This window comes from Methylibium rhizosphaerae (assembly GCF_006386545.1).
Classification (GTDB): domain Bacteria; phylum Pseudomonadota; class Gammaproteobacteria; order Burkholderiales; family Burkholderiaceae_C; genus Pseudorivibacter; species Pseudorivibacter rhizosphaerae.
The window spans coordinates 1-24,694 of record NZ_SWAR01000044.1; the positions used below are offsets into that span (position 1 = coordinate 1).

The window sequence follows — 24,694 nt, forward strand, 5'->3', positions numbered from 1 at the left end:
AAGCGCTTGGACAAGGCGATCGGCCTCGCCTGGTCAGACGATGTGTTCATCGACGAAGTCAACGACGGACGCAGCTCGCTGATCTGATCCTGCGTCCGATCCACGGGATGCCCGGACGCTTACCCCAATTGCGCGTGGCGTACTGGAACTCTCCAACCAGGCGCTGCTTGGCGCCGGGCGCGTCGTGTTGCTCGGCCGGGGCCTGCGCGGGCACGGCCGAGAACCACTCCAAACGTGGAGTGGTTCTGCAGGCCAATGAGGTAGTCGACGCCCCAGGCGTCGGAAGCGGCGAAGCACCTTCGGGCGGCAGAAGCGCGAGTCGGCGCGCGCGACCAGCCGCACCTGCGGCCACTTCTGGGGCAGCCGCCACGCGATGAGCTTGATCAGCGCACTGACCGCTGGCCGGATCGCGCCAGCTTGGCGGCAGCACGCACGGCAGCATGTCCTGGCCGCAGAACACGCACAGCGAAGTTGCAGTAGCTGTCGTAGTGGGCGCGGGAGTGCGCGCCTTCCTGAGCCGCATGCAGTGGCACATGGGTGGCATCGACGTCCAGTACCAAGTCCTGCGGCGCCTGGCCGTGGCTGACAATAAACTGATCGAGCTGCACCTCATGTAAGACCGCCGTATGTTCGCTGCTGGCCGACGCCTCCAGCCGGCGTAGCTTGGGCGCCGAGGCCAGTTCCTCGGCGCGGCCCACTGCCGTTTGCAGCGCCACGTCCGGCGCAGCGTGTTGTGGTCCGAGACATCTTCCCAGCCGCAGCACAGGCCATACACGCGCTATGCCAGCTGGCAGGGAATGCTGTGGCGCACGCTCGCTGCGCGGCGACCGGGCGGCAAACACCGTGGCCGCCATCGCGTCAGCCCGATGCGATCGGCGGGGTGGGCGCATCCGCCCACTCTGGCATTGGCAGCCCTCTCTTCAACAGGCGTCGTTATTGGCGTCAGAGACCCCTAACAACGCCCTCGGAACATGGTTGCCGACCGCTCAGTCGCGAAGTATCCAGGCTAGGTCTTATGTCGATCGATGGCCTGTGCCAACAGCTTGCTCACTTGTTCACGTTGCCTTCTTTGGCGCACTTCGGTGACCCTGTCTTGCATGATTAGCTCAATGGCAGACCGTAGCATCGGAACCTCACGTTGACACTGGTCCTCAGTCAGTTCGTGCACTCCGAGACTTAAAACCGAGTAGAGGTGTGGATGTTCTGACATGAACTTCGGTAGGTGCTCTCGGAGGAGCGCTATTCGCTCATCGGTGCGAGCCCGGTCAAACTCGGGCCACTGCTCGAGGTTGTGCCGGCTCATGTACTCAGCTCGGGCTTCAAGCAGCACGCTTTCAAAGACTCTGCGGAAATACACGCACGATGCGACAAAGAATCCGTGCGCCGCACAATTAGTCCCCCGAACGAACTCTTTGCGCTGCTGCCTGCTCATGCCCTCGTCAAAGTTGGAGAGGTTCCCCAGTTGGAAGTCGGTTAGCGATGGCCACTGACCGATCTTTACAAGGCACGTCGGGTCAAGTTGAGCTAGCGCGCCCTTGCTGAACTCTAAGCGGTCACGCGGCGACGGGCCAGTTGTGGTGAAGTGAAAGTCAGCGACGTGCACGTTGACCCGACCACATGAGATGCGCAGTCCAAAGTCACCCGCCCAGAAGTGCCGAATCGGACCGGCGCTGTTCCCATGTGAAGAGAGGGCCGCTGACGCCTGTTCCTGCTTCGCTCGAGCCTCAAGCTCGTTGCTCACAATGGGAGACCACGTTGTGCTCTTGCCGCATTTGGGGCAGTACGCATCGAACTTCCCCTTGTGCAGCCGCAATCGCTTGACCTGATCATTTGGATCCGCACCCGCAAGCTCATGGGGCTGATAGAGAGGCAATTCCACCAGAGCGACCAGCAGTTGATGAGTGCTGATGGACTGAGCTTCGGAAGACATAGCGGCTGGCGCATTCATATGTGAACGACTACGACTGCTCTTCTTTGTTGAAGCTGCGAGTTGCTATGGAGCGCGAGGCAGCTCCACCGTTCGTCTCTTCACCTTCACACTCGCTCCATAGTCCATCCCATCCATCGGCCTGACAGCCCGACAGCATCCGCCGAGATCGAGACAGCTAAGAATAGGCTCGCCCGATAGGGCTGCAAAGAGCCCGAGCTCGGTCTGGCGTCCGCTAGTAAGCAAACTGCTCGTGATTACCACCAAGCACGCACCCGTTCTCAAGGACTGCCTGCCCGCCACTGAACCCTCCTCGCGACATCGCAGAGAGGGTCCGGAAGCACGACGGCCAAATAGGCCATCGTGCCTGCGAACTGCTTGAAGATGCTATGCACTTTGCCAGAGTCCATCCCGCTCGCCCTCCAACAGCAGTCGAAACACAAGAGCGCCGACCTAAATCTAATCGTCGCCCAGATCCTCTGGTTCAATGTCAAATGGTGTGGGATGCCTATCCCACACGGTCGTGGCCCCGACAATGGCAGTCTCGACCAAGATGTCGAGTTCGCGTAGACGCTTGGCACTTGCCTTCAAGTGCGCACCAGTGGTCTTGACGTCATCGACAAGCACGACACGAGAACGCTTCACATGCGAGGCAGCTACCTTCAAGGCTTGCACCAGCGTCTCTACGCTCCTGGTTCCGCCTTTATGAGATGGCGTCATTTCTTCCGCGAATCTCAACCACCGTTCCACCTTTGCGCTCCGGCCCATCCTGCTTTGTATCGCAGCAGCCATTTCGTACGGCGGGCCGACATGCCGATAACTCGTGCAATCGGAAGAAGGAACGGGGACCAATACAACGCGCCCGAGGTTGAGTGAACGCAGCCGCTTGGCGGCCCAGGCAGAAAAGTACGCCAACGCTGGCTGCCGATCGCTATCCGTGATGCGTCGCAGCACTCTTTCGGCGTCCCGCAATTGCGCGTAGCCTTTGACTGGGTCACCCTTCAGCGACTTAACAAGCTTGTTCAGATCGTAGTCTGCACGGCGCCACTCAATCCGGTCATTGGGATATGACGCATAGGCGCCCATTGAATGAACGATGAGCGCCATGATTGCTATAGCAAGGTCTCGAAGTCGTCGAGCGGATCAGGAAGCACGCGACGCGCCAAGAAGAAGCCTACAACTCTGGTGGCGGGGTAGGCAGCGAGGATCGCAGACTTCGCCGCGCGAAAGTGGCACCCTGCTGATAGCACGTCATCGAATAGCATCACCAACGCCTTTGGCGGCCCCCCGGGCAGTTCGTAGAGGCCCTGAAGTTGCGTTGGCTTGATCCGAGATCCGGCCTCCCCGCCAAGGTGCGAAGCCTCGTAGCTTCCCCTCTGTCGAATGAGCTCACGCGCATCTGCCCCTTTGCCTTCACAGATGCCACTGACGACCTGCCACATGCGGTCATCGTATTCAGCGTGATCAGACGCCTTTGATGGTGGGATCGGGCTAAATGTGGCCCCCTCGTACACTCCTGCAACTTGGTCAAATATGCTTCGGTAGGTAGCAATTGCCCACCGAATCGCCTTCACCTTGTGCTGGTACTGCGCTTCGAGCCGCTTCGTCGGCGACTTCTTGAAGTTGAAGATGAACTGGTTGCCAGGGCTGAAGCCGAATCCTTTGCGGGCAGTGAACTCGTGCAGAAAGTAGCACTCGTCGTCCGGCGCCAAGTAATAGTGCGCGGATCGGTTGCTGTCATCAATCGCTTGAAGCTTCACGATCGAGATGAGCGCGAATGTCATCGAAGTCGCGAACCCGGATTGCTCCCTTTTCTGCGAAGCGATGGGGCCAAGTCAAGTCTCGCCGATGGAAGTTGCTTTCGAGAATGAAGAGCTTCCGCTTCTGAGCAAGCGCCGCTCTCGCCTGAATCAGTGTTCCAGACGTCTCTCCAGCTTCGACGATGACCGTTGCTTGTGTCAGCGCTGACATGGTCACATTGCGTTCGGGAAAGAAGATCCGATTCCATTGCCACGTGCGTTGAGAGTACAGGAGCACCGGCACTTGGCTAATGAGCAGGAAGTCGCGCGCGATGCGTTGCTGCAGCTCGGCGTTTTCTCGCGGATAGGCTTGCCCCAACGGCGTACCGATCACGCCGATGGTCTCGCCGCCCTGCGCGATTGCAGCCTCATGAGCGGCAGTGTCTACCCCCTTCGCCAAGCCAGAAACAATGGTGTAGCCATCCCTGACCAACAAACTAACAAGCTTGCGCGTACGGCGAATACCCTCTTCCGTTGGGTTGCGCGTGCCAACGATCGCAATCCGCTTGGGCGAATACGCAAGATCCCATTCGCCCTGGTAGTACAGGAACTCCAGCGGGTGCTCTGCATCCCGAAGCTTCTCCTGGTAATCGCCCAAACCATTGAGACGCACACCAAAGGTCGTGACTCCAGATCGGGCAAAGCGAACGAGTACCTGCCTCGCGCACTCCATGGCATCGTCCTCATGCACTAGATCGGACGGCATCGCCCCTGGGTTCTGGCGAAAAAGCTCAGCGACAGCCTTAAACGATGGCTTGACCCTCTCGTTCTCTTGGCTCCAAAGCCACTCATAGGCACCCATCTCGCGCATCGGCGAAACGGCGCCGAAGTCGATCCTGGAGGGGGTTGTACTGATCATGGCATCCAACACCACTTCATGGTACCCGACGAGCCGGCCCAGCAAACTGAAAACTGTACATGCATACAGTATACGACCAGAGCTTTTGTTGCACCTCAACCCCTGGGACACGTCCTTTTGGCTTCGAAACGATCTTCCGCGCGCCGCTTTCGGGGCCGGGCGTGGCTCGGAGGCTAGAGATCGTCGCCAAGAACACTGGGTTTTACGTGGTAGCAGGGAGCCTTGCCTAAGCCTGGAAGCCGGTGCTTGATCGTCAATCGATCCGCCTCGTGCACCAGGTGCCCTCGCTTTTGAAGCAGGCGGGCCACAGCGGTTGAGTCGAAGCCTTTGCAGACATCCCGTCTGAATGCCTCAGGCAGTATCAAGTACTCCACCAGCGCGTTGCGCGCCTCGCTCGATTCGCTCGTGCTGCGCCGGTCCAGGTAGTCCGTCGCCGCATCCACCTTCACCGCCTTGCCTTCCGCATCAACCATGCGCCGGAACCCCGCGCGCAGCGGCGTGTTGGCCTTGTGGTCGTCCATCGCCCGATGCGTCCAGGTGAACAGCGCATCGCCGTTCTTCTCCAAGAAGGCCCGCACCTGCCGCAGCATCGCCGCGTCCTCGCCGTTGTCCATGTGCCCACGTGCACCCAGCCAGGCGTTGAAGCAGCGACGAGCCGCCGCGAGCGCTTCCCCTTCCGGCCAGCCGGTGATGCCCGCCTGTGTGGCCAACTCACCCGCCGCAGCGACCAGCGCAAACCGGCTGCCGGCCCGGCGCACCTGCTCTGACGCCGCCTCCGGCACGATCTCGGCGCGGTAGCGGTCGACCAGCTGCTGCAAGCGGTCCGGCAGCGTTTCGTGCTGCGCGCAAGCCCACTCGAGCCACGCCTGCCCCGCCGTGCCGTAGTGCCGTGCCGCAGCCCGCACCATCGCATCGGCCAGAGCCGCCGGACTGTCGGCGTCGTGCAGAGATTCCAGGCCGCCCATGCCGGCGCCGGCATCCAGCGGGATGTCGATCATGCGCACCTCCTGCCCGGCGCGCGTGCGCTTGCCGACCTCGGCCATGTGGTCGGCCAACGAGATCTCGCCGGACGACAGGAACAGCAGGCGCCAGGTGCGGCGCTTGCGCACCAGCCCGTTGCGGGTAGCCCGGCCCTTCTCCTGGTCGTTGGCCAGCATGTAGGCGCATTCGCCGGCCACCCGCGGATCGAGCTGGCCAAATTCGTCGAGGATGAGCAATCCGTCGCAGTGCTGCACTGCAGTGGCCTCCAGCGCGTTGTCGGTGGTGCGCCAGCGCTGCATGTAGCTCGGCCGGCCCCACACGCTGGCCGCCAGGCGCAAGGCGGTGGTCTTGCCCTTGCTCGAGTCGCCTCGCAGATGGAAGCCGCCGCTTTCCATGCCGGCCAGGCGCAGCATCGGCCCGGCGAAGGCGCAGCACAGCGCGAACGCAAGGCGGGAGTTGCCCACGCATGGCGCGGCCACCTGGGCCTGCCAGTCGCGCAGCTCGCCGTGCTGGCGGAAGGTGTCCTCCATGCCGGTTTCGCTCTGGAACACGTAGCGGCGCTCGTCGCTGGCGCCGATGCTGCCGCTGGGCAGCACGAACACCGGGCCGTGCCAGCCCACCCGGTCGGTGCAGGTCACCCGCTGGCGCGGGTTGCGCGTGTCGATGTACTGGGCGATCAGGTTGCGGGCGCGGCTGCCCGGCGCCATGCGCAAGCCCATGTCGCGCAGGCGGCCGGCCCATTCGGAGCCTTCGCCGCTCAGCAGGGCCGAAGGCATCGCCCAGGTTTTGGCCTGGCCGTCGGGGTCCTGGAACTCGAGCAGGTAGCCCCAGCCGCTGCCATCGTCGGCACGGGTGCGGGCGCTCACGGCCAACCTGGCGCACAGCCATTGCGGTCGCTTGTCGTTGCCCTCGGCGTCGCGGGCGGTGAACCAGACGCCGGCTTCGTCGAGGCTGAAGGGGTCGCGCTCGCCGGGGGAGCTTTCGGGGCTGGACGAGGCGTCGTTGGCCGGGGGTGGGGTGCGGCCTGCCCCGCCGTCATTGACCGCTCCACGGGCCTGCTGGCGGCCTTTGCGGGCCGGCGCTTCGCCTTCCCCTTGCTCGAGCGCGGCACAGGCCGCTTCGATGAGCCGGCGCACCGCGTCGCTGCCGGCGTGGGCGGCCAGGTCGTTGAAGTCGCTGCCGCCGTCTGGCAGGCCTTCCGGCACAACACAGCGCGCCGCGGCCTGCGGCGTGTGGACCGCCCGCACTGCCTGGGCCGCCTTCTCGCGGCCCGGGTTCTTGCCGGTGCGAGTCTGTGTCTCAGCATCGTCATCGGCGCACACCAGCAGGCCTGCGGCGGGGAACAAGCTGCGCAGCTCACGCGCGACGTGCACCAGGTTGCCGGCGTCGAAGGCTACGACCACCGGCCGACCAGTCGCCTCGTGTACGCTGGCCGCGGTGGCATAGCCTTCGGCCAGGCACAGCACCGGCGCGCCGTCGGGGTCGCCGATGCAGTGCCACAGGGCAGTCTTGCGGCCGCCAGGGAGGAAACGCTTGTCCGGGCTGCCGTCGGTGGGCTTGTCGGCTGCGATGCGTTGCAGGTTCATCAGCTCGCCAGCGGCATTGCGCATCGGCACCAGCAGCGTGCCGTCGGACAGGCAGCGCACGCCATGTGCCTGCACGCCTTTGCGCTGCAGGTACGGGCTGGGTGCGGTCTGGCTGGCCTGCGCCCACAGGCGGGCCGCCTCTCGGGCTGCGTCGTCGGCGCGACGGCGGTACTCGGCCTCTTCGGCTTCACGCTGACGGCGCTTGGCTTCGGCCAGGCGTTCGGTGTCGGCGTCGGTCGGGCGCACGGCCGCAGGGCCGTCGGACGGGAAGCGGAAGCCGTGGTCCTTGGCCAGGCCGAACAGCGTGCCGACGGTGACGCCACCGCCGGCCTTGACACTGCGCCAGGTGTCGCGGGCGGCCGTGAGGCTGTAGCCCTGCCCTTGCGCGCTCCAGTCATTCCAGAGGTCGAAGCCCTCGGGGCCAAGCTCGGCCTTCACGGCCATGGCCAGCCGGGCCCAGGTGTCTCTATCCACATCCGGCGGAATGCAGGCGAGCGCGCCCCGCACCAGCTCGGGCGTGACGCGTCGCTCCTGCACCGCCGTGTCAGTACGGCGGCGTTCGGTCATTGCGGGGGACGGTTGGTGGGTGCGGCTGCGGGTGGGCGTGCCGCTTGGACGGTGAGCGCATGCAGCACGCCGGTGCCGTACATGTGGCGGTTCACCAGCGCGGGCACGAACTGCAGGATGTCGGCATCCGACAGGCGGCCGTCGGCCTTGGCCTGCACCACCTGCAGCAGGACCTCGGCGTCGGCCTCGGTCAGTTGCCTGGCCCGCACGGCGCGTGCGAACAGCTCACCGAGCTTGAGGCTCCAGCGCAGCTCTCGCAGTCGTTCGGCGTCATGTGATGAGACTGCATCGGGCTTGATCTCGATCATGCAGGACTCCGCACCACATGCTCTCGCAACTTGCGCTCGAGGCTTTCCAGGTCGCCGACAGCCCAGCTGTCGATCTGATCGAACAGGTAGCACATCGTCTCTTCTAGAAGGACGCGCCCATGCGTGATGCTGTGGCGTATCTCAGAGAACCGGGCACCATCCAGGCGATGATGAGTCGCAGCCGCGTGTGCCGCAGCAAGTGAACTCGGCGTGGGCAGAAGCGCCAGCAGTGCTTTGCACAGAGCCCGCCCCTGCGTGGAAACGCAGTCAATCGAGAACTTTGCGCCTTCGATTTCGTAGAGCAGGCGCCGAAGCTGCTGCTCTGTCAGCCCGCCCTCGATGCGACCAGAGTTGACGGCCGAGACCTCGTTGGCGACTTCTTTGCACTCGGTCATGGTCATGCCCCCCTCCGTTGCGACAGTTCGGCCGCATCGGCAGCCCGCGCCAATGCCGACGACAGACTGCGCGCTTGTGCAGGTGACAGGCGACCGTCAAGAAGGTTGCGCACCGTTCCGATGCTCACGAGGACAGACGCGGGGTCCGTCGCTCTTCGGGTGCTGAAGACGCAGAGCAACTGGTTGCCCAGCAGGAACGCGCCGTGATTGCGTCGGGTGCGTGTGGTGAGACGGTTGCGTTCGGCTTCCTCGTATGAACGAGCGGACGATGCAAACGATGCGGGCGCGGGCACGCGCAGGGAGATACCAGCCATTGGAGGCTCCTGTGTTGCGGTCATGGTCGCCGCCACCCCCACGCCAATAGGGGTGGCAGCCCTAAACGGGGTTGGCGTACCGGAACACAGGTACCGGCGAGCCCGAAGGCTCCCCCGCCAGGGCTGCCCAAACTGGAAGCCTGGCTCTCGCGCAAAGAAAAGGCCGCTCTTGAGGCGGCCGCGCGCCTGTGTATTTCGGGACGCCAATCCCGACTTGCTATGTGAGCAAGCAAGGGCACTGTAGCACGCGGCAGGACGAGCGGGTGCACGGAATTGCGTTGGCGGCAGAGGGAAATGCATGGTCGCCCCCTCATGCCGCGCGTACTCTCGAATGGCCCTGACCGTGGTACTCGGAAATCACCTGGCGCCAGTTCGGCCCAAAGCGCTTCGTGAGCTCCGACTCCTCGGCCGCCCTCTCGGCTTCACGTTCCGCCTGGCGTTGAGCCAAGACCGCCTCGTACTCAGCCTGCAACCGTTGATCTTCTGCAGGATCATCGCTCCACAGATTCACGCCGTATGGGTCTTGCGCCAAGACAGACAGGTCGGGGACAGGGCTTGCGCCACTCACACCGCTCCGTTCATTGGAGATTGCAGAGACCGCGAATGAAGGGATGTTGCGGTCGCAGTCTCTGGCCAAGCGCCAGAGCTTGATCCACTCGGTCTGCAGGGACAGGCGCATGCCGTCGAACTCGGCAGCTTGCAGTTCGAAGGCTGCCACTCGGCATGCGTGCAACGCGCTCGAGACCGCCTCGTCAGCAACTGCCGCGGCGTGGCGGGCGCTTTCGAGCTGCCTTTCGAGTGCCGCGATGATGAGCGGCAACGGCCCTGGATCCCGACTCGAGGACTGCAGCGCATGGAGCTCTTGGGTCTTTTCAGTCAGTGCATCGACGTCGCCTCCTGCGGCCAGTTCATCGATCAGCGAGCGCAGCTCGGCCAAACGCCGCTCGACATTTCGTTTCCAAGAAGCCTGCTCCTCGACGCGAGGCGCGATCTTGGCTTCGAGGTCCGCGACCTTCTTGTTGGCTGCCAACCTGTGCGCTTGGGCCGCCTGGAGCTTCGCTTCGGCCTCCTTGACGATCGCGGCATTCGCCTTGATGTCCGAGTTCGCCTTTCGCGTGGCCGCCGCGTTCCACTCTTCGCTGTTGAGGACTCGCGCATGATCCTCAAGCGCACTGATCTGGCGGCGCAGGAGACTGCCACGAGGGCCGTCCTGCGTCGGCAGCTCATTGCGTTGCTGGCTCAACTCGCGTGCGAACGCGCTGGTGGAGGTATGGGTTTCCAGCCGTTCAAGCACGGCCTTGGGCAAGCTGACGGATTTCGAGGTCGATTTGCTAAAGATGTTCAGCATGGGTGAGTTCTTTGTGTGTGTTCAGGTGATCGCCTTGTGCGGGCCTAGTTGGAGAGGGGCGAGAGTGATGCCCAGGACGTCGCCCGCCAGGATTTGGGCACCGGTGCATCCGTCATCCACCCAGAAACGCAGCAGCTGGTCCCCATACCAGAGCGAGCGAACGTGATAACGACGTCCGCTCAGGCGCATGCAATGGGGCGCTGCGATGGAACCGGCCCGAACCAGCGCTCCTCGGACCTTCCGATGGAGGCAAGAGGCTTCTTCAGTTAACGGGGCCTGCGCTGTGCATTGAGCGGTCACGTCGCGCTGCCGCTGGCGGTTGTGCGTGCCAAGGACCCTGGGGCGATCCAGGCACATGCGACTGATGGCAGCGCTGCTCGAGCGCTTCATTGCATGACTCCCGGCGGGGAGAGGCGGCTCGCGATCCAGGTGTCGATGAGCGACTCGGGCCAGGCAACCGCCCTGTGCCCGATGGTGACGCAGCGAGGAAAGGTGCCGCTGCGCATGCCCGCATAGATGGAGGACTTTTTCAGTCCGGTGCGCTGCTCAACCTCAGGCAAACGCAGGAGGCGTTCGCGAGGTGCGGTGATTCGAGACCCCGGCGCACTTGGCGCCGAGGGTGCCACTTCGTTCAGTTGAACCAATTTGGACTCCGATAGATTGGAGTCGCAATGGTCTCTGGCGCGGCTTCTTGCAACTAGGCCAAAAACCGGTTTCTGGCCAGATTCAGTTGGACAGTCAGGGAAGGCTCAAGGCCAGCACTTGCCAGTGCAACGCCCCGTCCCCTCCCCACTGATGTGCATGTAGGTGGCCGTCTCCTCGCCATATGCCCAGACCCAACCCTTCCCCTCCATGAAGATCTGGTCGGTCGTGGTTTCGATGCGGCCGCCGGCTTCCATGAGCAAGGACAGTCTGCCGCTGCCATCAGCCTCACCCAGGAACGAAGCGACGCAGCCACCCTTGAAGCAAGCCTCGTCCTTGACCTTGTCCAAGATGTTGCGCACCTTCCGCTCATCGGACAGGCCTTTGTAGCCCTTTTGCTGCCACAGCTCGCACACGCTGTCTCTCGCCTTCCCGGCGGCTCTTGCTCCGGGCCATCTCTGGTGCAGCTCCGTCGCGTGCCATTGGCAAGCAAGGAACACCGCCATATCGCGTGCTGTCTTCCTGGGTCGCCCGCCGCGGTTCACCGAAGGCTTGAACCGCAGGCCTCGAATCTCCCCCATACCAAAATGCAGCATCGCGCCATCGACCATGGCCGAAAGCGACACCACGTGTTCCGAGCTACCAGTGCCGTAGTCGAGGACATCGATCGCGCCTGGCACGGATCGCCCTGTGCTTGCCGTGAAGATGGCGTGAAGCCGGCGCACCAGCGGCGTCGGCATCGCCGGCAGTTGCGCAAGGAGTGCAGCATGGTTGTTCATGTGTGCTCCTCCTTGCATCACAGACCCAGCCACTCGGCCGGAATGGGCTCGCCTGATGCGACGCAGTACAACGCCCGATCGATGGCTTGGTTGCCACCCAGAGAGTCCGGTGCTGCAGGTGCGCCAGGAGTGTCCTCTTGCGGTTGGATGCCCCAAGCCTTCAAGGTGGGCAGGCACAGTGCGTCCCAGAGCGCCACGTCCATCACCACCTTCTCGCGCGCCGGCGGCGGGACGTCGCGCAGAGCGCGGCGCAGCTTCGGCGCCACCGCGTCGAAGATGCCGGCCTGCAGCGCTTGCTTGGCCACCGGCAGCAGGCGCTTGACGTTGCGCAGTTCTTCGACCCCCACGTTGGCCCTGCTCGCTGCTGCTCGCACGCGTGCGGGGTTGAGGTCCTTCCGATGGGCGGCGCTGAGATGTTGCTGGCGCCAGGCGTGTGCGGCCTCGAGGCTGCTGGTGGGCATGCCTCGCTTCTTGTCGCGGCTGACGACGGCCCGGTCAACGCCCAGATGTCTTGCCAGCTCCGCATCGTTCTTGATCAATGGAGTCCTCCGATCAACAAATGTTGCGCGCGCATATACAGCGCGCAGATTGAAGTACAGAAGTGCTCGCGCCGCCTCCTGAGGTGGGGCGCGGGCGTTTGTTTTCGCGACAGCATTCCGCTGCTGTGCGAGTTCGTGCGTTTGCACCAGCAGAAGCACCGGTTCATGGGCGGACCCGATGCCCTGTGCGGAGAGCCAGTCCGCATGTGACCCGATGGATAGGCCACGGCTATAGACGCAACGGTCGGTTGGATCGTCTGTTGATCAAACCGATGGCGCTGCCACTAGCGCGTTGACGGGGGCCGAATTACCCGCAAGCGGTCCTTGTCAGAAGGACCCATAGGGGGGCTATGAATTTATTCGGCAGGCGCAACGACGGCTAGGTTGAGTTGCAGCAGAGATTGTCCGATGTGCACAGCACTTCTGGAACAACAGGAGAAAGAGGAGACAAAAGAAAGTCTTCTCTTCTTCTCTCACTTGTCCCCGCCGTCCCCGCTGTGTCCCCGGACTGTCCCCGCCACTCCATGCAACGCGAATGGCACAACACGCCATGTCTGGTGGGCGTTTCAGAGGGGTCGCATATGTTGTCCCCGCTGTCCCCGGCGCTGTCGATGCCGCGTTCGCGTTTGCTGGGAACGAACTCTATCTAACCCCTCCTGACACATTGATGCCATGTGCCGCGCGAAGGAAGGCCCGCCCGGCGCGCATCCGCGCCTCGACGTGCTAGAACATGAAGCCCACAAAGCGGAGCAAGGATGGAAATCGCAGCTTTCACCGTATCAATCATCACCTTTCTCGGCGTACTGATCGGCGGCTTGCTACTTCGAAGCTACGTGCCCTCGTACCTCAGCGAGAAGGGCAAGAACCTCGCCTCAAAGGAAGACCTCGCGCATCTCACTGGGGTAGTGGAAGGCGTCAAAGCTATGCACGCCGCGGACATCGAGCGCATCAAGGCCGCACTTCAGTCTGAAGGGCAAGTGACCGAGCGGCGGCGCAAGGTCTACGAAGACATGGCCACGGCATTGAGTGTGTTCATCTCTGGCCACGACAGCACTCAGGAAGCACAAAGTCGCTTTCACGCAGCTCACTCTGCAGCCTGGCTGTGGGCACCTGACGAGGTTCTTGAACCGCTAAACCGCTTCCTTGCTCTTCTAGCTCCGGACCCGGACGGGAGGACCTCTGTCGAAATGGCACACCTGAAAGATTCGTACGTAGCAATCGTGCTAGCAATGCGCAAAGACGCGGGCTTCTCAGAGACGACCATGTCGTCGGCAAGCTTTCAGTTCGTCAAGTTCAAAGCGCCAACAAGCCACCAAGCCAGCGCGTCATGAGCCGCCACTCGGACCCTTCGTTCTCAGACGAGCTGGCTCCTTTGCCAAGGTGGGACAGATTGCTATGGCTATCGCGGGCGTTCTTAGAGGCAAGCAGTTGCCTTTGCGCGAGCATGCAAGAGGGTGACTTCACCTCACAGTACTCCTCGAGCAGGGTTGTCCTGCATCTCGCTAGGCAAGGGGTCGAACTGTTCTTGAAGGCAGCCCTCGAAGCCGCAGGCCAACATGCCGATCGCCTTGGACACAACCTCGATGGACTCTTTGTTGAGTACCGAAGGTACTACCCCGCCTTGTCCTTCTATTTCGAGATCCCGAGGCGCTTCCAAGTGGACTTAAACCTGGACTTGTTCCCCGAGACCATCTCGACGTTCCACGCCACTCTGGATCAAAGACATCGATACGCTGCCGACAAGAAGGGCGAAAGTTTCGCCACCCCAGAGATCTTTGATCCGATCGCTGTGCACGCCGAACTCGAAGAACTACGGAGGGTGCTTGGAATTCTGGAGTGGTGCGAACTCCGGCCACATGTCAAAGCACAAAGGGCCACGTGAAGTTGATGGGACGTGCACTCAGGCGGCTCGTCCCCGCAACGGCCGAACCTCTGCTCCCTTGCGCAACTTGTCCAGGTAGTTCGCCCAAGCCTGCATCATCTTCCGCCGCTGATCCACGAACTGCGTGCGGTTGTATGCCCGCCCAAGGCTGTCGCGCACAACGTGCGCGAGCTGCGCCTCGATCACGTCAGGATCAAAACCCAGGCGCTCATGCAGCATCGTTCGAGCGGTCGCCCGGAACCCATGACCCGTCACCTCGTCAGCCGGGAAGCCCATGGCCCGCAGCGCTGCGTTGACCGTGTTCTCGCTCATCGGGCGCTCGTGGTGTCGCTCACCGCGAAACACGAACTCGCCTGCGCCTGTGAGCGGCTGCAGATCTTGGAGCACTTCGATCGCCTGCTTCGGTAGCGGCACCAGGTGTGGAGGCCCCAACAGCTTGCCGCGCTTCTCGCGCTTCATTCGCACGGCGGGAACCGTCCAAAGGGCAGCGTCCAGGTCGAACTCGCACCAGCGGGCCATTCGCAGCTCACCGGGTCGAAGCATCAGCATGGGCGCCAGCTTCAAGGCTGCACGCACGACGGGGGTCCCCACGTAGTTGTCACTGGCGCGCAGCAACTGGCCCAGGCGAGTCGGATCCGTGATCGCTGGGAAGTTCTTCGGCTCGGGCTTCTTAAGCGCGTCTTTCAGGTCCCGCGCCGGGTTGCTTTCCGCGCGGCCGGTCGCCACGGCATAGCGGAAGACCTGCGAGCAGTTCTCAAGCGCCCGATGCGCCGTCTCGATGACGCCGCGGGCCTCGATGCGCCGCATGACCTGCAGCAATTGCGGCGGCGTCACGCTGCCGACGTTCTCGCCGCCAATCCACGGGAACACATCGACCTCGAGGCGCCGGATGATCTTCTCGCCGTAGGTCGGAGCCCATGCGCTTTGCTTGACCGAGTACCACTCGCGCGCGACGGCTTCGAATGAACCAGCCATCGGGATCCCCTGGGCCTTGAGCTCTTCCGCCTCGCGAGCGGCCGCTACAGCCGCCTTGCTAGCCTTGCGCTGTTCGCTGGGGTCGATGCCTTCGGCCAGCATGGTGCGGGCCGCCTCAGCCTTGCGGCGTGCTGCGCCCAGCCCAGTGTCCGGGTAGGTGCCGAGGCTGAGCGTCTTGCGCTTGCCGGCAAACGTGTAGTCAAACCGCCAGCCATGCGCGCCGCCCTTCACGAAGAGCAGCAGGTAGAGCCCCGCACCATCGGTCAGGCGCTTGCGTGGGTCACCCGGCTTGATGCTGCGGATCGTGGTGTCGGAGGTGATGAGATCGCGGGCCAATGCAGTAACTCCCTCTTTTCGGCTCGTTGGCCGGGCAGGTTACTGCAGAAGTTACTGCGGCACAGGGCTGGAACCCCATGGAAGTTACTGCACTTCGCCGCACATGAAAAAAGCCCTAGAGCGTTGATTCTCTAGGGCTTTCTGCACGTCCTCGGGTTCCCTTGGACTTCATCTTGGTGGCTCGGGGCGGAATCGAACCACCGACACGCGGATTTTCAATCCGCTGCTCTACCAACTGAGCTACCGAGCCAAGAGCCCGAAAGTATATCAGTTTCCGCCGGCTCTTTTGCCGCGGGTGAGGTCCACGCCCAATTGCTTGAGCTTTCGGTACAGGTGGGTCCGCTCCAGACCGGTCTTTTCGGCCACGCGGGTCATGCTGCCGTTCTCGCGGGCGAGGTGGAACTCGAAGTACGCCTTCTCGAAGGCGTCGCGCGCTTCTCGCAGCGGACGGTCGAGCTCGAAGCTCTGTTCGGCCTGCGGGCCGAGGGACAGCGGCATCATCGCGACGACCGCGCTGCTGTTGCCCGTCATGGCCGCTTCGACGGTGAGTTCGCGTTCGCTCGGGCTGCGAAGCGCGGGGGCCACGACAGTGCGGGCGGTGGGTTTGGCCAGGCCTTGCTCCACGGCACGCAGCAGCTTCTGCAGGGTGATGGGCTTTTCCAGGAAGGCCATGGCGCCGTACTTGGTAGCTTCGACGGCGGTGTCGATGGTGCCGTGGCCGGACATCATGATGACCGGCATGGTGAGCTGCGCGGCAGCGCCCCACTCCTTGAGCAGCGTGATGCCGTCGACGTCGGGCATCCAGATGTCGAGCAGCACGAGGTCGGGGCGTTCGCGTTCGCGGAAGGCGCGCGCCTGCGCCGCGTTCTCGGCCAGTTCGACGCTGTGCCCCTCGTCGGTCAGGATTTCGGACAGCAGGGCGCGTATGCCCAGTTCGTCGTCGACTACAAGGATGGTGGCCATGGATCTCAGTGAGCGCCGATGTCGGCTGCGGCATTGCCTGCGTCCACCCGTTCTTGGGGCGCGAGCTTCGAAAATGATATCGAAACTTGCGCCCCCCCGGCCGCCCCCTCCGGGCGGTCGAGTGCAGGAAGGTTGGACAGTCGCACTCGCGCGGCATGTTCGTCCGCGATCTTCTTCACCACCGCAAGCCCGAGCCCGGTGCCCTTGCTCTTGGTGGTGACGTAGGGTTCGAAGGCCCGCTTGAGCACCTTTTCAGAGAAGCCGGGGCCGTTGTCCACCACCTTCAGCCGCACGGTGCGCAGCGCGCCGTGCTCGTTGCGGACTGATTCGCTGACCACGCGCACGCGGCCATCGGGGCGGTCAGCCACGGCGTCGAGTGCGTTCTGCACCAGGTTGTGGATCACCTGCCGCAGCTGCGTCGCGTCACCCATGATGTGGGACAGCCCGCTCTCGCACTCGGCCACCAGGTGCCCGCTTTCGATGGCCGCGCCATACAGCGCGAGCACTTCATGCACCACTGCGTTGAGGTCGATCGGCCTCAGCTCGGCCGCCGGCAGGCGTGCGTAGTCGCGAAACTCGTTGACCAGCTGCTTCATCGCCTGCACCTGGGTGACGATGGTGCCCACCGACTTGGCCAGCACCTGCTGGTCGGTCGCCTCGAGCTTGGCTTCCAGCTTGTGCTGCAGCCGCTCGGCCGACAGCTGGATCGGCGTGAGCGGGTTCTTGATCTCGTGCGCCAGGCGCCGCGCCACTTCGCCCCAGGCTTCCGAACGCTGCGCCGACACGAGCTCGGTGATGTCGTCGAACACCAGCAGGCGCTCGCCGTGCGGCAGCACCGCGCCGCGCGCCAGCAGCGTGATGGTGTCCTCGTGGCCGGGCAGCGACTTGAGGTCGAAGGACTCCTGCCAGTGGTCGCGTTCGCCCGCCTCGGGGCCGCTGGCATGCAGCTCGAAACGCTGCTCCACCGCCGCCGCGAACTCCTCGAGTCCGCGCACCGAAGCCATCGTCTGCCCCCGGTAGGCCGACAGCGGCAGCTTGAGGATGCGCGTGGCGCCGGGGTTCACCGTGTCGATGTGTCCGTCGGGGTTGAACACGATCACGCCGGCCGTCAGGTTGTCGAGAATGGTCTGCAGGTTGGTGCGGGCCGCCTCCAGCTCGAACACGCTGCGCTCCACCTGCGCCCGCGCCTCCGCGAGCTGCTGCGTCATGTCGGCGAAGCTGCGGGTGAGGCCGCCGAGTTCGTCGCGCGAGCTGAACACCTGCGTGGGCCGCAGGTCGCCGCGCGCCACCTGGCGCACGCCTTCGGCCAGCAGCAGGAGCGGGCGCGCCAGCTGATGGCCCAGCGTGGCAGCCAGCAGCACCGCGCCGAACACGGCAAGGATCAGCGTGAGCGTGAGCGTGCCGATGTACATCTTGCGAAGGCCCTCGCGCGCCAGCGCACGCTGCTGGTACTCGCGGTAGGCGGCCTGCACCGCCAGGGCATTGGCGGCCAGCTGCGATGGCAGCAGCTGCGTCACCAGCAGGTAGCGGTCCTGGCTGCTGCTCAGGCTGAGACTGGAGGTGGGCACCCAGGCCAGCGCACGGATGCGCGGCGGGCTGCGCATGGCCGAGGTCACCACGCCGGCGGTCACGTCGTCGTCGAGGCCCTCGAGCGCGGCCACCACGCGGCCGCTGCGTGCCTGGCGCAGCTGCGCGGTGGTCGGCCGGTCGGCCGCCATGGCCCCCACCAGCGCCGGCCCGCGCACGGTTTCACCGGCCATCGCCAGCACCTGCCCGTTGTGGCCGAGCAATGCCACGTCCTGCGCCGACAGCTGCTCGCGCAGGCGCTCCAGCCCAAGCGGCTGGGCGCGTTCCGGCGCGTCGGCCACCCGCTCGGCAGCCACGCGCGTCTTGGTGGCGAGGTCGTTGACCAGGGTGTCGAGCGTTCCGCGGCCGAGGTTCAGGCCGGCATCCAATGCGCCTTCGACCTTCACGTCGAACCAGCTCTCGATGCTGCGCGAGACAAACTGGTAGCTCACCGTGTAGATCAGCAGGCCCGGCACGACACCCACGAAGGCGAAGATGCCCGCCAGCTTCATGAGCAGCCGGCTGCCGAACTTGCCCCGCAGCACGCGGGTGAACAGCCGCAGCGCGGCCAGCGCGATCACCAGCGCCAGCAGCGAGGCGATGACCACGTTGACCCAGAACAGCCACGCGTAGTGCTGCTCGTAGATCTGCCGGTTGTTGGTGGCCGCCGAAAGCAGGAAGGTCAGCACCAGGCCTGCGCCGGTGGTGGCCACCAGCGCAACGATCCAGGCCCAGCGTCTGGCTCTACTGCTCATGAAAAGTGAAGGGTGACGGGCGTTGCCGCGGTGTGGTTCAAACGACCGGAAGCCGGTGTGCGCCGACAACAAACGGCGTCAGCGTACCGCGACTTCGGGCACCTGGAGCTTGCGTTCGACCGAAAGATCCCAGTCGGCCTGGCCGCCGACACCGATCTGCAGCGGACGCGGAAGCTGGGCGGTGTCGAGCCGGTAGCGGAATTCGAGGTAGTAGTTGTCGTCGCCCGCGGCCAGAGGGTCGGCGAGCCGCCAGCGCACGACGCGCTGCACAGCCGCCAGTGCTTCGGGCAGGCTTTCGTAGGTCTGGCTCAGGCTGCCGAAGCTCACCTTGTAGCGCCGCGTGAGCGGCTGGTAGGCCAGGCGCCAGCTGCGGCTGGCATTGGCCACGCGCTTGTCGCGCCAGTACCAGCGGTAGCGGTAGAGGTCGGCCTCGGCAATGAAATGCAGCGGCACGCCCTTCTGCAGCGCGTCTTCGACGGCCTTGGTGAGCTCGAACCGCACCGTGAAGCTCAGCAGCACGCCTTCTTCGGTGCGCGAGGTTTCGATCAGCGGCAGGTCGACGTTGCCGGCGCGCGCCGGCGGCCCCCAGAGCATCAGGCAGACCAGGAGGCACCAGCCGGCCATCGCCAGCCTGGCCGCTGGTGGCCAGGAACTGCGCAGAACCTCGAGGCGACTGGTCACTATTCTTTTCGGATGTTCGGCTGGGGGGCTGCGTCGGTCTTCGTGGCCTTTTCGAGGAGTGCGTAGTAGAACCCGTCGAGCGGCGCAGGCGGGGCGTATGCCTGCGGGCCATTGTCAGGCACCGGCAGCAGGTGACCGGGCGAAGGCCGGGCGCCGGCGTCGGGTGCGCGTTGCAAAAAAGCGTCGATCTGGTGCTTGCCCTCGACAGGAAACACCGAACAGGTGCAGTACAGCAGCCGCCCGCCCGGCGCCAGCAGCGGCCACAGGGCATCGAGCAGTTGCGACTGGGTTTGCGCCAGGGCTGCCAGGTCGGCCTCACGCCGCAGCCAGCGCACGTCCGGGTGGCGGCGCACGATGCCGGAGGCGCTGCAAGGCGCGTCGAGCAGGATGGCATCGAAGGGCCTGCCGTCCCACCAGGAGGCCGGCTCGCGGGCGTCGGCCGCCTTCAGCTGCGCATGCAGGTGCAGGCGCTGCAAGGTCTCGTGCACCCGCTGCAGGCGCTGCTCGTCGGCATCGAGCGCCAGCACGTCCAGATCGGCCAGCTCCAGCAGGTGTGCGGTCTTGCCGCCGGGTGCGGCGCAGGCATCGAGCACCCGTGCGCCGGGCTTCAGGCCTGCGCCCAGGAGCAGCGGCGCGGCCAGCTGGGCGGCGCCGTCCTGCACCGAGACGGCACCTTCGGCAAAGCCGGGCAGCGCCTGCACCGGCACCGGCCGTGCGAGCACCACGGAGTGCGAACCGGCCTTGTCGGCCGCGATGCCGGCGTCGGCCAGGCGCTGCAGATAGCCCGTCGCGTCGCCCTGCCGGGCGTTGACCCGCAGCGTCATCGGCGGATGCTGGTTGGCGGCGGCAAGCAGGGCTTCGGCCTGGGCCGGCCAGTCCTTGCGCAGGCGCCTGACCCACCACTGCGGGTGGTTCCAGCGTGCCACCGGGTCGCTGCCGGTGGCGGCCACCAGCGCGTCGCGTTCGCGCAGGAAGCGGCGCAGCACCGCGTTGACGAAGCCGGACTGGGCACGCGCGCGCCGCTTGGCCGCATCGACCGCCTGGTCGACCAGCGTGTGCGGCGCATAGGGCGCCTGCGCCTCGTCCCAGATCAGCGCGAGCGCGGTGAGCAGCAGCGCATCGAGCCAGGGCGCCGGCGGCTTGTTTGCGAGCTGCTGGCGCAGCGCCAAGGCACGGCCGAGCTGGCGCAGGGTCTGGAAGGCCAGCGCCTGCGTGCCGGGGCGCGCAGGCGCCGGGCAGGCGGCGAGCGCATCGTTGAGCGACCGGCCCGCGCGAACGGCCGCCACCGCATCGGCGGTGTGCGACAGCAGCTGGGCAAGAGGAAGGGCAGGTGTGTTCACGAAGGCGCAGAGTCTATGCGCTCGCGTGCCCCACGCCCGCTGCGGAGGTCGGCAGGACGAGCGCGTTCACGCAATGTGACTTTCGTTGCGCATCGGCGAGGGCCTTTCCCTCGAACAGGTGGATTCTTTTTCATCGTGCTCGCTCTAGACTGCTTGCCAAGGAGACTGCTGTCATGAGCCTGAACGCCACCGTCGAATTCAACGTCCCGGCCACCGAGATCGACCTCATCGATCTGGCCGCCCGCGTCTCCGGCGTGAGCCGTTCCGAGTTCATGCTGCGTTCGGCGGCCGAGCGGGCGCAGGAGATCCTGCTCGACGGCCCGACGCAACGCGAAGCGCCCGAAACCGACAGCCATCTCGAACTGGTGGACGCGGCACGCATGGTCTGCTGACGCTGCGCCCTCCCCCCCTTCAGCGACAAGGCCCGCATCCGCGGGCCTTGTCGCTTTGTGGCGTCACTTCTTTCAATTCAAGCCAGTGAATCCGCCCAGATGGTGCGTGCCCAGTTCCAGCCGTACACGCCTTCGAGTTCGCTCGGCGCGGCCGATACGCCGCCCGAGCCTGCCACCGGCTTGAAGGTCTTTTCCGCCGCCACGTACTCGTGCACGCTGGCCACGTGGATCACGTTCTTCGCGTCCACGAAGCTGTAGCAGGTGTTGGTGAGCATCGGGGCCGGGTTGATCTCCCAGCCGTTGAGCTCGGCCACGATGGCCGCGGCAGCGACCTTGGCATGGTTGTTGGCCATGTGGCCGCTCTTGGGCATGCCGGCGGCCAGCTGGATGGAGTCGCCCACCACATGGATGTCCTTGGCGACGGTGGACTCGAAGTTGAGCCAGTTCACGTGGCACCAGCGGGCATTCGCATTGGCCAGCCCGGTCTGCACGGCAATGGCGCCGGCACGCATCGACGGCAGCACGTTCAGCACGTCGGCCCGCACGTCGGCCTGCACCTCGAACTTCACCGTGCGGCTGGCGCCGTCGACCGCCACCGCCTTGTGCTGCGGGCGGTATTCGATGATGCCGCCGTACTGCTCGGCCCAGACCTTCTTGAACAGCCCCGGCTTCGATGTGACGTCCGGGTTGGCATCGAACACCAGCACCTTGGAGCGCGGCTTGGCGGCCTTGAAGTAGGCCGCCACCTGGCAGGCGCGTTCATACGGCCCCGGCGGGCAGCGGTACGGCGCCTCGGGAATGGTGAGCGCATAGACGCCGCCATCCGGCATGGCCTCGAGCTGGCGGCGCAGCGCCACCGTCTCGGGCCCCGCCTTCCAGGCCTGCAGCACCGCACCGGAGGCCTGGGCGGCGGCGCTGCCCGGGATGCTGTCCCACATGAGCTCGATGCCCGGCGACAGCACCAGCTTGTCGTAGCCGATGGACGAACCCGAGGCGAGCACCGCCACCTTCCCGGCGGGGTCGATGCGTGCCACCGTGTCCTTCACGATGCGCACGCCGTGCGTCCTGCCCAGCGCGGTGTAGGGCGTGGTGATGTCGGCCAGCGTCTTGCTGCCGCCCAGCACCAGGTTCGACACCGGGCAGGACACGAAGGCATCGCCCGGCTCGACCAGCACCACGTCGATGCTGTAGCCCGACAGCAGCCGCACGTACTTGGCCGCGGTGGCGCCGCCGTAGCCGCCGCCCACCACCAGCACGCGTGCCTTCGACGGCACGCCCCCGGTGCTGGCACATCCGCCCACCAGGCCCATGGCCGCCAGTGCGGCCGAGGTCTTGAGCAGTTCGCGTCTTTGCATGGCGGGCCTCCTCACTTCTTCTGGCCCGCGAAGTACGCGGCCAGCTGTTCGATCTGCGCGTCGCTGTAGCCCTTGGCGAGCTGGTGCATCACGGTGGCCTGGCGGGTGCCCGCCTTGAAGCCCTTCATCTGCTCGACGATGTAGCCCGCCGGCAGGCCCGCGAGGCCGGGCACCCCCGAACCCTCGACGGCACGGCCGTCGGTGCCGTGGCAGTTGGCGCAGGTGGCCGCCAGGCTGCGGGTGCGCAAGGCCGAGGCGTCCTGCGCCTGCGCGCCGGCCGACACGCACAGCAGGGCCGGCAGCGCCAGCCGGATCAGAACCGTGGTCCTCATGGCGATCTCCTTTCTTCTTCGTTCTTCAGTCGAGCTTGATCTCGAGGTAGTGGCGGGCCAGCACCGGCGGCAGCGGCGCATCGAGCAGCAGCGCCGCCAGCCGCAGGGCGTCGGCCGCCTCTTCGCGCAAGGCCGGCGTCTCGCGCATCGCGCAAGCCTCGTCGACCCAGGCGCGCAAAAGCACCGGCCTCAGCATCCAGGACAGCTCCTGCACACCCCACAACCCATGCATCAGCGTGTCGGCGTCGGGCGGGCGGCAGGGCGGCAGTTCGCGACCGGCGTCCCGGTAGCGCCCGGCCCATGTCGCCATCACCGCCTGGTACCACGCATGGCCGGCAGCCCCCACTGCCGCGGCCGCATCGGCTGCCGGCACGAGACGCGCCAGGAAAGCCGTCATGGTGGCAATGTGATCGACCATCGACAAAGGCAGATTCGTCATGTCGTTATCTGCTGCTGCGGCAGCAACGGCGGCCGCGCGCGGCGGACGCGTCTCGCCCAGGCGGTGCCGCATGGCCAGCCAGCGCAGCCGGTCGATCGGCCGCACCAGGCCGTCGGCACTCATCACCCGGCGCGCCGCCTCGACCAGGGCCTGGCGCTCGGGCACCGGCGCCGAACGCGAGCGATCGAGCAGCAGCTCGAAGGCCGGCGCGCGGGCGGCAAAGCGAAGCAGCTGCACGTCGGAGCGCACCCGGCCGGCCGAGGCGACACCTTCGGTCTCTTCGCCCCAGGCCTGCTTCTCCCGGGCGCTGCCCGGCGTCAACAGCAAGGCCAGCAGGGCGGCGCGGCGCTCGCCCGGGCCCTGCAGGAACTTCAGGCGGCCCAGTGCGTCGAGTTCGTCCTGGCTGGCCGTGGGACTCTGCAGCGCCAGCGGCACGAAGGCCTTGCCCTCGGCTTCGGCAGGGCGAGCACCCGGCGGTGGTTCGGTGTCGGGCAGGTCGGGGCCGAACTGCGGTGGCGGGTCGTTGTTGTCGGGGCGGGTAGGCATGGGGTTCGCGGCCTGCAGGGCAAGCACAGGCCATCGCGCATCGTCGCGCGTCGCCGCAGCGCTGTCCATCGGGGGCGCCGCCTCGGCAGCCAGGTCGAGCGGCGCGGCAGGCAGCGGGGCCATCTCGCGGCCGTAGACACGCTTCACCCGCTCGGCCAGCGGCGGGTGGGTGGCCAGCCAGCCGCCCAGCGAAAGACGCTGCGGCACGTGCAGCAGCATCGCGGCCACCATGCCGGCGCGCGGATGGTGCAGCCGGCCTCGCGGCCGTTCGCTCTGGAACCAGATCTTGCGCAGCGTGCCGCCCAGCCCGTCGCGGCTTCGAGTGAACTGCACCGCACTGGCATCGGCGGCATGTTCTCGCTGGCGCGACACGGCCGCCTGCAGCACCCGCCCGGCCAGCCAGCCCACCCAGCCCACGGCCAGGAACACCAAACCGACCAGCACGCCCGGCAGGCTGCGGTGTCCCAGGTCGTCGGGCTCGGTCAGCGACTGCCCGTAACCGTGCACCAGCGACAGCCCCCACACCAGCGCAATGAGCCGCATCTGCAGGCGCAGGTCGCCCGCATGGACGTGGCCGAACTCGTGCGCCACCAGACCTTGCAGTTCGTCGCGGGTGAGGCATTCGAGCGCGCCCCGGGTGACGGCGAGCACCGTCGATTCGCGGCTCCAGCCGGCCACGAAGGCATTGATGGCGTCTTCGCGCTCCAGCACGTAGAGCGCCGGTCGCGGCAGGCCGGATGCGATGGCCATTTCGTCCACCACGTTGGCGAGCCGCTTTTCCGCCAGGTCGCGCGGCGCGGCGATCTCGCGCCCGCCCACCCAGGCCGCGACGTGCCGGCCGCCGCCATCGCGCAGGCGCCAGGCCTCGACCGCGCAGCCGCCGAGCACGAACAGCAGCACCACCGCGGTATTGGTCTCGAAGAACAGCGGCGGGTAGTCGGCCAGGCCCCAGGTGACGAGCTTGTAGAGGCCGGCCAGCGCCAGGTTGACCGCAGCCACCACCGCCAGCAGCAGCACGGCAAACAGCAGCAGCAGCCGCTCGGTGGCGGCGCGGGCTTCGTCCTGCTGCTGGCGGAACCTCACGCGGG

Annotated in this window: 23 protein-coding genes, 1 tRNA gene and 1 pseudogene; 3 read left to right on the top strand and 22 right to left on the bottom strand. The window is 65.7% G+C overall.

Annotated features, from left to right (window positions below; translation table 11 throughout):
* Window positions 1-124: 124 nt before the first annotated feature.
* The 13 genes and pseudogenes from E8D38_RS29125 to E8D38_RS23375 form a co-directional block, all read right to left on the bottom strand.
* Window positions 125-874 (bottom strand): annotated as a pseudogene (locus E8D38_RS29125) (transposase); the annotation flags it as partial.
* Between the two features lie 132 nt (window positions 875-1,006).
* Window positions 1,007-1,930, bottom strand: a complete 924-nt coding sequence (locus E8D38_RS23320) for a hypothetical protein (protein WP_140636168.1) — start codon at window positions 1,928-1,930, stop codon at window positions 1,007-1,009.
* A gap of 456 nt (window positions 1,931-2,386) precedes the next feature.
* Window positions 2,387-3,034 (bottom strand): hypothetical protein, encoded by a 648-nt coding sequence (locus E8D38_RS23325; protein ID WP_140636170.1) that lies wholly within the window; start codon window positions 3,032-3,034, stop codon window positions 2,387-2,389.
* A 5-nt stretch (window positions 3,035-3,039) separates the two neighbouring features.
* Entirely contained in the window at window positions 3,040-3,711 is a 672-nt protein-coding gene (locus tag E8D38_RS23330; protein ID WP_140636172.1) for a hypothetical protein, read from the bottom strand.
* Window positions 3,668-4,585 (bottom strand): DNA-processing protein DprA, encoded by a 918-nt coding sequence (locus E8D38_RS23335; RefSeq protein ID WP_140636221.1) that lies wholly within the window; start codon window positions 4,583-4,585, stop codon window positions 3,668-3,670. Before E8D38_RS23335 ends, E8D38_RS23330 begins: the two co-directional genes overlap by 44 nt.
* Window positions 4,586-4,758: 173 nt before the next feature.
* On the bottom strand, window positions 4,759-7,719 hold the full coding sequence (locus E8D38_RS23340; protein ID WP_140636174.1) for a DUF927 domain-containing protein: 2,961 nt from the start codon (window positions 7,717-7,719) through the stop codon (window positions 4,759-4,761).
* Window positions 7,716-8,027 carry a hypothetical protein gene (locus E8D38_RS23345; RefSeq protein ID WP_140636176.1) on the bottom strand — a complete coding sequence of 104 codons (312 nt, stop codon included), beginning with the start codon at window positions 8,025-8,027 and terminating at the stop codon, window positions 7,716-7,718. The genes E8D38_RS23340 and E8D38_RS23345 overlap by 4 nt, the downstream gene beginning before the upstream one ends.
* Window positions 8,024-8,428, bottom strand: coding sequence for a hypothetical protein (locus E8D38_RS23350; RefSeq protein WP_140636178.1), 405 nt, complete (start codon window positions 8,426-8,428; stop codon window positions 8,024-8,026). Before E8D38_RS23350 ends, E8D38_RS23345 begins: the two co-directional genes overlap by 4 nt.
* Window positions 8,425-8,736, bottom strand: coding sequence for a hypothetical protein (locus E8D38_RS23355; RefSeq protein ID WP_140636180.1), 312 nt, complete (start codon window positions 8,734-8,736; stop codon window positions 8,425-8,427). Before E8D38_RS23355 ends, E8D38_RS23350 begins: the two co-directional genes overlap by 4 nt.
* 310 nt (window positions 8,737-9,046) lie before the next feature.
* Window positions 9,047-10,084 (bottom strand): hypothetical protein, encoded by a 1,038-nt coding sequence (locus E8D38_RS23360; RefSeq protein ID WP_140636182.1) that lies wholly within the window; start codon window positions 10,082-10,084, stop codon window positions 9,047-9,049.
* A 386-nt stretch (window positions 10,085-10,470) separates the two neighbouring features.
* Window positions 10,471-10,710: a helix-turn-helix transcriptional regulator gene (locus E8D38_RS23365; RefSeq protein WP_219851846.1), complete on the bottom strand. Its 240-nt coding sequence runs from the start codon at window positions 10,708-10,710 to the stop codon at window positions 10,471-10,473.
* Window positions 10,711-10,833: 123 nt separating this feature from the next.
* Complete coding sequence (locus E8D38_RS23370; protein WP_140636184.1) at window positions 10,834-11,505, bottom strand: hypothetical protein; 672 nt, start codon at window positions 11,503-11,505, stop codon at window positions 10,834-10,836.
* Window positions 11,506-11,522: 17 nt separating this feature from the next.
* A complete protein-coding gene (locus E8D38_RS23375) occupies window positions 11,523-12,203 on the bottom strand; it encodes a hypothetical protein (RefSeq protein ID WP_140636186.1) in 681 nt (226 codons plus the stop codon).
* 596 nt (window positions 12,204-12,799) lie between these two features.
* Between E8D38_RS23375 and E8D38_RS23380 the strand changes: the two genes are divergently transcribed.
* Both E8D38_RS23380 and E8D38_RS23385 read left to right on the top strand, forming a co-directional pair.
* On the top strand, window positions 12,800-13,375 hold the full coding sequence (locus tag E8D38_RS23380; protein WP_140636188.1) for a hypothetical protein: 576 nt from the start codon (window positions 12,800-12,802) through the stop codon (window positions 13,373-13,375).
* A gap of 113 nt (window positions 13,376-13,488) precedes the next feature.
* Entirely contained in the window at window positions 13,489-13,926 is a 438-nt protein-coding gene (locus E8D38_RS23385; protein ID WP_140636190.1) for a hypothetical protein, read from the top strand.
* A gap of 18 nt (window positions 13,927-13,944) precedes the next feature.
* On the opposite strand, the gene E8D38_RS23390 is transcribed toward E8D38_RS23385, so the two are convergent.
* From E8D38_RS23390 to rsmB, 6 genes are all read right to left on the bottom strand, one after another.
* A complete protein-coding gene (locus E8D38_RS23390) occupies window positions 13,945-15,237 on the bottom strand; it encodes a tyrosine-type recombinase/integrase (protein WP_140636191.1) in 1,293 nt (430 codons plus the stop codon).
* 174 nt (window positions 15,238-15,411) lie between these two features.
* Window positions 15,412-15,487 (bottom strand) — tRNA-Phe (locus tag E8D38_RS23395).
* Between the two features lie 17 nt (window positions 15,488-15,504).
* Complete coding sequence (locus tag E8D38_RS23400; RefSeq protein ID WP_140636192.1) at window positions 15,505-16,200, bottom strand: response regulator; 696 nt, start codon at window positions 16,198-16,200, stop codon at window positions 15,505-15,507.
* 5 nt (window positions 16,201-16,205) lie between these two features.
* Window positions 16,206-18,521, bottom strand: coding sequence for a sensor histidine kinase (locus E8D38_RS23405; protein WP_140636193.1), 2,316 nt, complete (start codon window positions 18,519-18,521; stop codon window positions 16,206-16,208).
* A gap of 78 nt (window positions 18,522-18,599) precedes the next feature.
* Entirely contained in the window at window positions 18,600-19,202 is a 603-nt protein-coding gene (locus tag E8D38_RS23410; protein WP_246099623.1) for a DUF4390 domain-containing protein, read from the bottom strand.
* Window positions 19,202-20,542, bottom strand: a complete 1,341-nt coding sequence (gene rsmB, locus E8D38_RS23415) for a 16S rRNA (cytosine(967)-C(5))-methyltransferase RsmB (RefSeq protein ID WP_140636194.1) — start codon at window positions 20,540-20,542, stop codon at window positions 19,202-19,204. The genes E8D38_RS23410 and rsmB overlap by 1 nt, the downstream gene beginning before the upstream one ends.
* Before the next feature lie 173 nt (window positions 20,543-20,715).
* Here rsmB and E8D38_RS23420 point away from each other — a divergent pair, with 173 nt between their 5' ends.
* Entirely contained in the window at window positions 20,716-20,934 is a 219-nt protein-coding gene (locus E8D38_RS23420) for a type II toxin-antitoxin system TacA family antitoxin (protein WP_140636195.1), read from the top strand.
* Between the two features lie 77 nt (window positions 20,935-21,011).
* Here E8D38_RS23420 and E8D38_RS23425 read toward each other — a convergent pair whose 3' ends face one another.
* From E8D38_RS23425 to E8D38_RS28435, 3 genes are read right to left on the bottom strand one after another with little or no spacing between them, the layout of a single operon-like run.
* A complete protein-coding gene (locus E8D38_RS23425; protein ID WP_140636196.1) occupies window positions 21,012-22,289 on the bottom strand; it encodes an FCSD flavin-binding domain-containing protein in 1,278 nt (425 codons plus the stop codon).
* 11 nt (window positions 22,290-22,300) lie between these two features.
* On the bottom strand, window positions 22,301-22,621 hold the full coding sequence (locus E8D38_RS23430; protein ID WP_140636197.1) for a c-type cytochrome: 321 nt from the start codon (window positions 22,619-22,621) through the stop codon (window positions 22,301-22,303).
* A gap of 25 nt (window positions 22,622-22,646) precedes the next feature.
* Window positions 22,647-24,689: a M48 family metalloprotease gene (locus tag E8D38_RS28435; protein ID WP_181179387.1), complete on the bottom strand. Its 2,043-nt coding sequence runs from the start codon at window positions 24,687-24,689 to the stop codon at window positions 22,647-22,649.
* Between the last annotated feature and the right edge of the window lie 5 nt (window positions 24,690-24,694).

Excerpts from the sequence above, each read along its gene's own strand:
- E8D38_RS23320 (WP_140636168.1), bottom strand. The coding sequence starts at position 1,930 with ATGTCTTCCGAAGCTCAGTCCATCAGCACTCATCAACTGCTGGTCGCT.
- E8D38_RS23325 (WP_140636170.1), bottom strand. The coding sequence starts at position 3,034 with ATGGCGCTCATCGTTCATTCAATGGGCGCCTATGCGTCATATCCCAAT.
- E8D38_RS23330 (WP_140636172.1), bottom strand. The coding sequence starts at position 3,711 with ATGACATTCGCGCTCATCTCGATCGTGAAGCTTCAAGCGATTGATGAC.
- E8D38_RS23335 (WP_140636221.1), bottom strand. The coding sequence starts at position 4,585 with ATGATCAGTACAACCCCCTCCAGGATCGACTTCGGCGCCGTTTCGCCG.
- E8D38_RS23340 (WP_140636174.1), bottom strand. The coding sequence starts at position 7,719 with ATGACCGAACGCCGCCGTACTGACACGGCGGTGCAGGAGCGACGCGTC.
- E8D38_RS23345 (WP_140636176.1), bottom strand. The coding sequence starts at position 8,027 with ATGATCGAGATCAAGCCCGATGCAGTCTCATCACATGACGCCGAACGA.
- E8D38_RS23350 (WP_140636178.1), bottom strand. The coding sequence starts at position 8,428 with ATGACCATGACCGAGTGCAAAGAAGTCGCCAACGAGGTCTCGGCCGTC.
- E8D38_RS23355 (WP_140636180.1), bottom strand. The coding sequence starts at position 8,736 with ATGGCTGGTATCTCCCTGCGCGTGCCCGCGCCCGCATCGTTTGCATCG.
- E8D38_RS23360 (WP_140636182.1), bottom strand. The coding sequence starts at position 10,084 with ATGCTGAACATCTTTAGCAAATCGACCTCGAAATCCGTCAGCTTGCCC.
- E8D38_RS23370 (WP_140636184.1), bottom strand. The coding sequence starts at position 11,505 with ATGAACAACCATGCTGCACTCCTTGCGCAACTGCCGGCGATGCCGACG.
- E8D38_RS23380 (WP_140636188.1), top strand. The coding sequence starts at position 12,800 with ATGGAAATCGCAGCTTTCACCGTATCAATCATCACCTTTCTCGGCGTA.
- E8D38_RS23385 (WP_140636190.1), top strand. The coding sequence starts at position 13,489 with ATGCAAGAGGGTGACTTCACCTCACAGTACTCCTCGAGCAGGGTTGTC.
- E8D38_RS23400 (WP_140636192.1), bottom strand. The coding sequence starts at position 16,200 with ATGGCCACCATCCTTGTAGTCGACGACGAACTGGGCATACGCGCCCTG.
- E8D38_RS23405 (WP_140636193.1), bottom strand. The coding sequence starts at position 18,521 with ATGAGCAGTAGAGCCAGACGCTGGGCCTGGATCGTTGCGCTGGTGGCC.
- E8D38_RS23420 (WP_140636195.1), top strand. The coding sequence starts at position 20,716 with ATGAGCCTGAACGCCACCGTCGAATTCAACGTCCCGGCCACCGAGATC.
- E8D38_RS23425 (WP_140636196.1), bottom strand. The coding sequence starts at position 22,289 with ATGCAAAGACGCGAACTGCTCAAGACCTCGGCCGCACTGGCGGCCATG.
- E8D38_RS23430 (WP_140636197.1), bottom strand. The coding sequence starts at position 22,621 with ATGAGGACCACGGTTCTGATCCGGCTGGCGCTGCCGGCCCTGCTGTGC.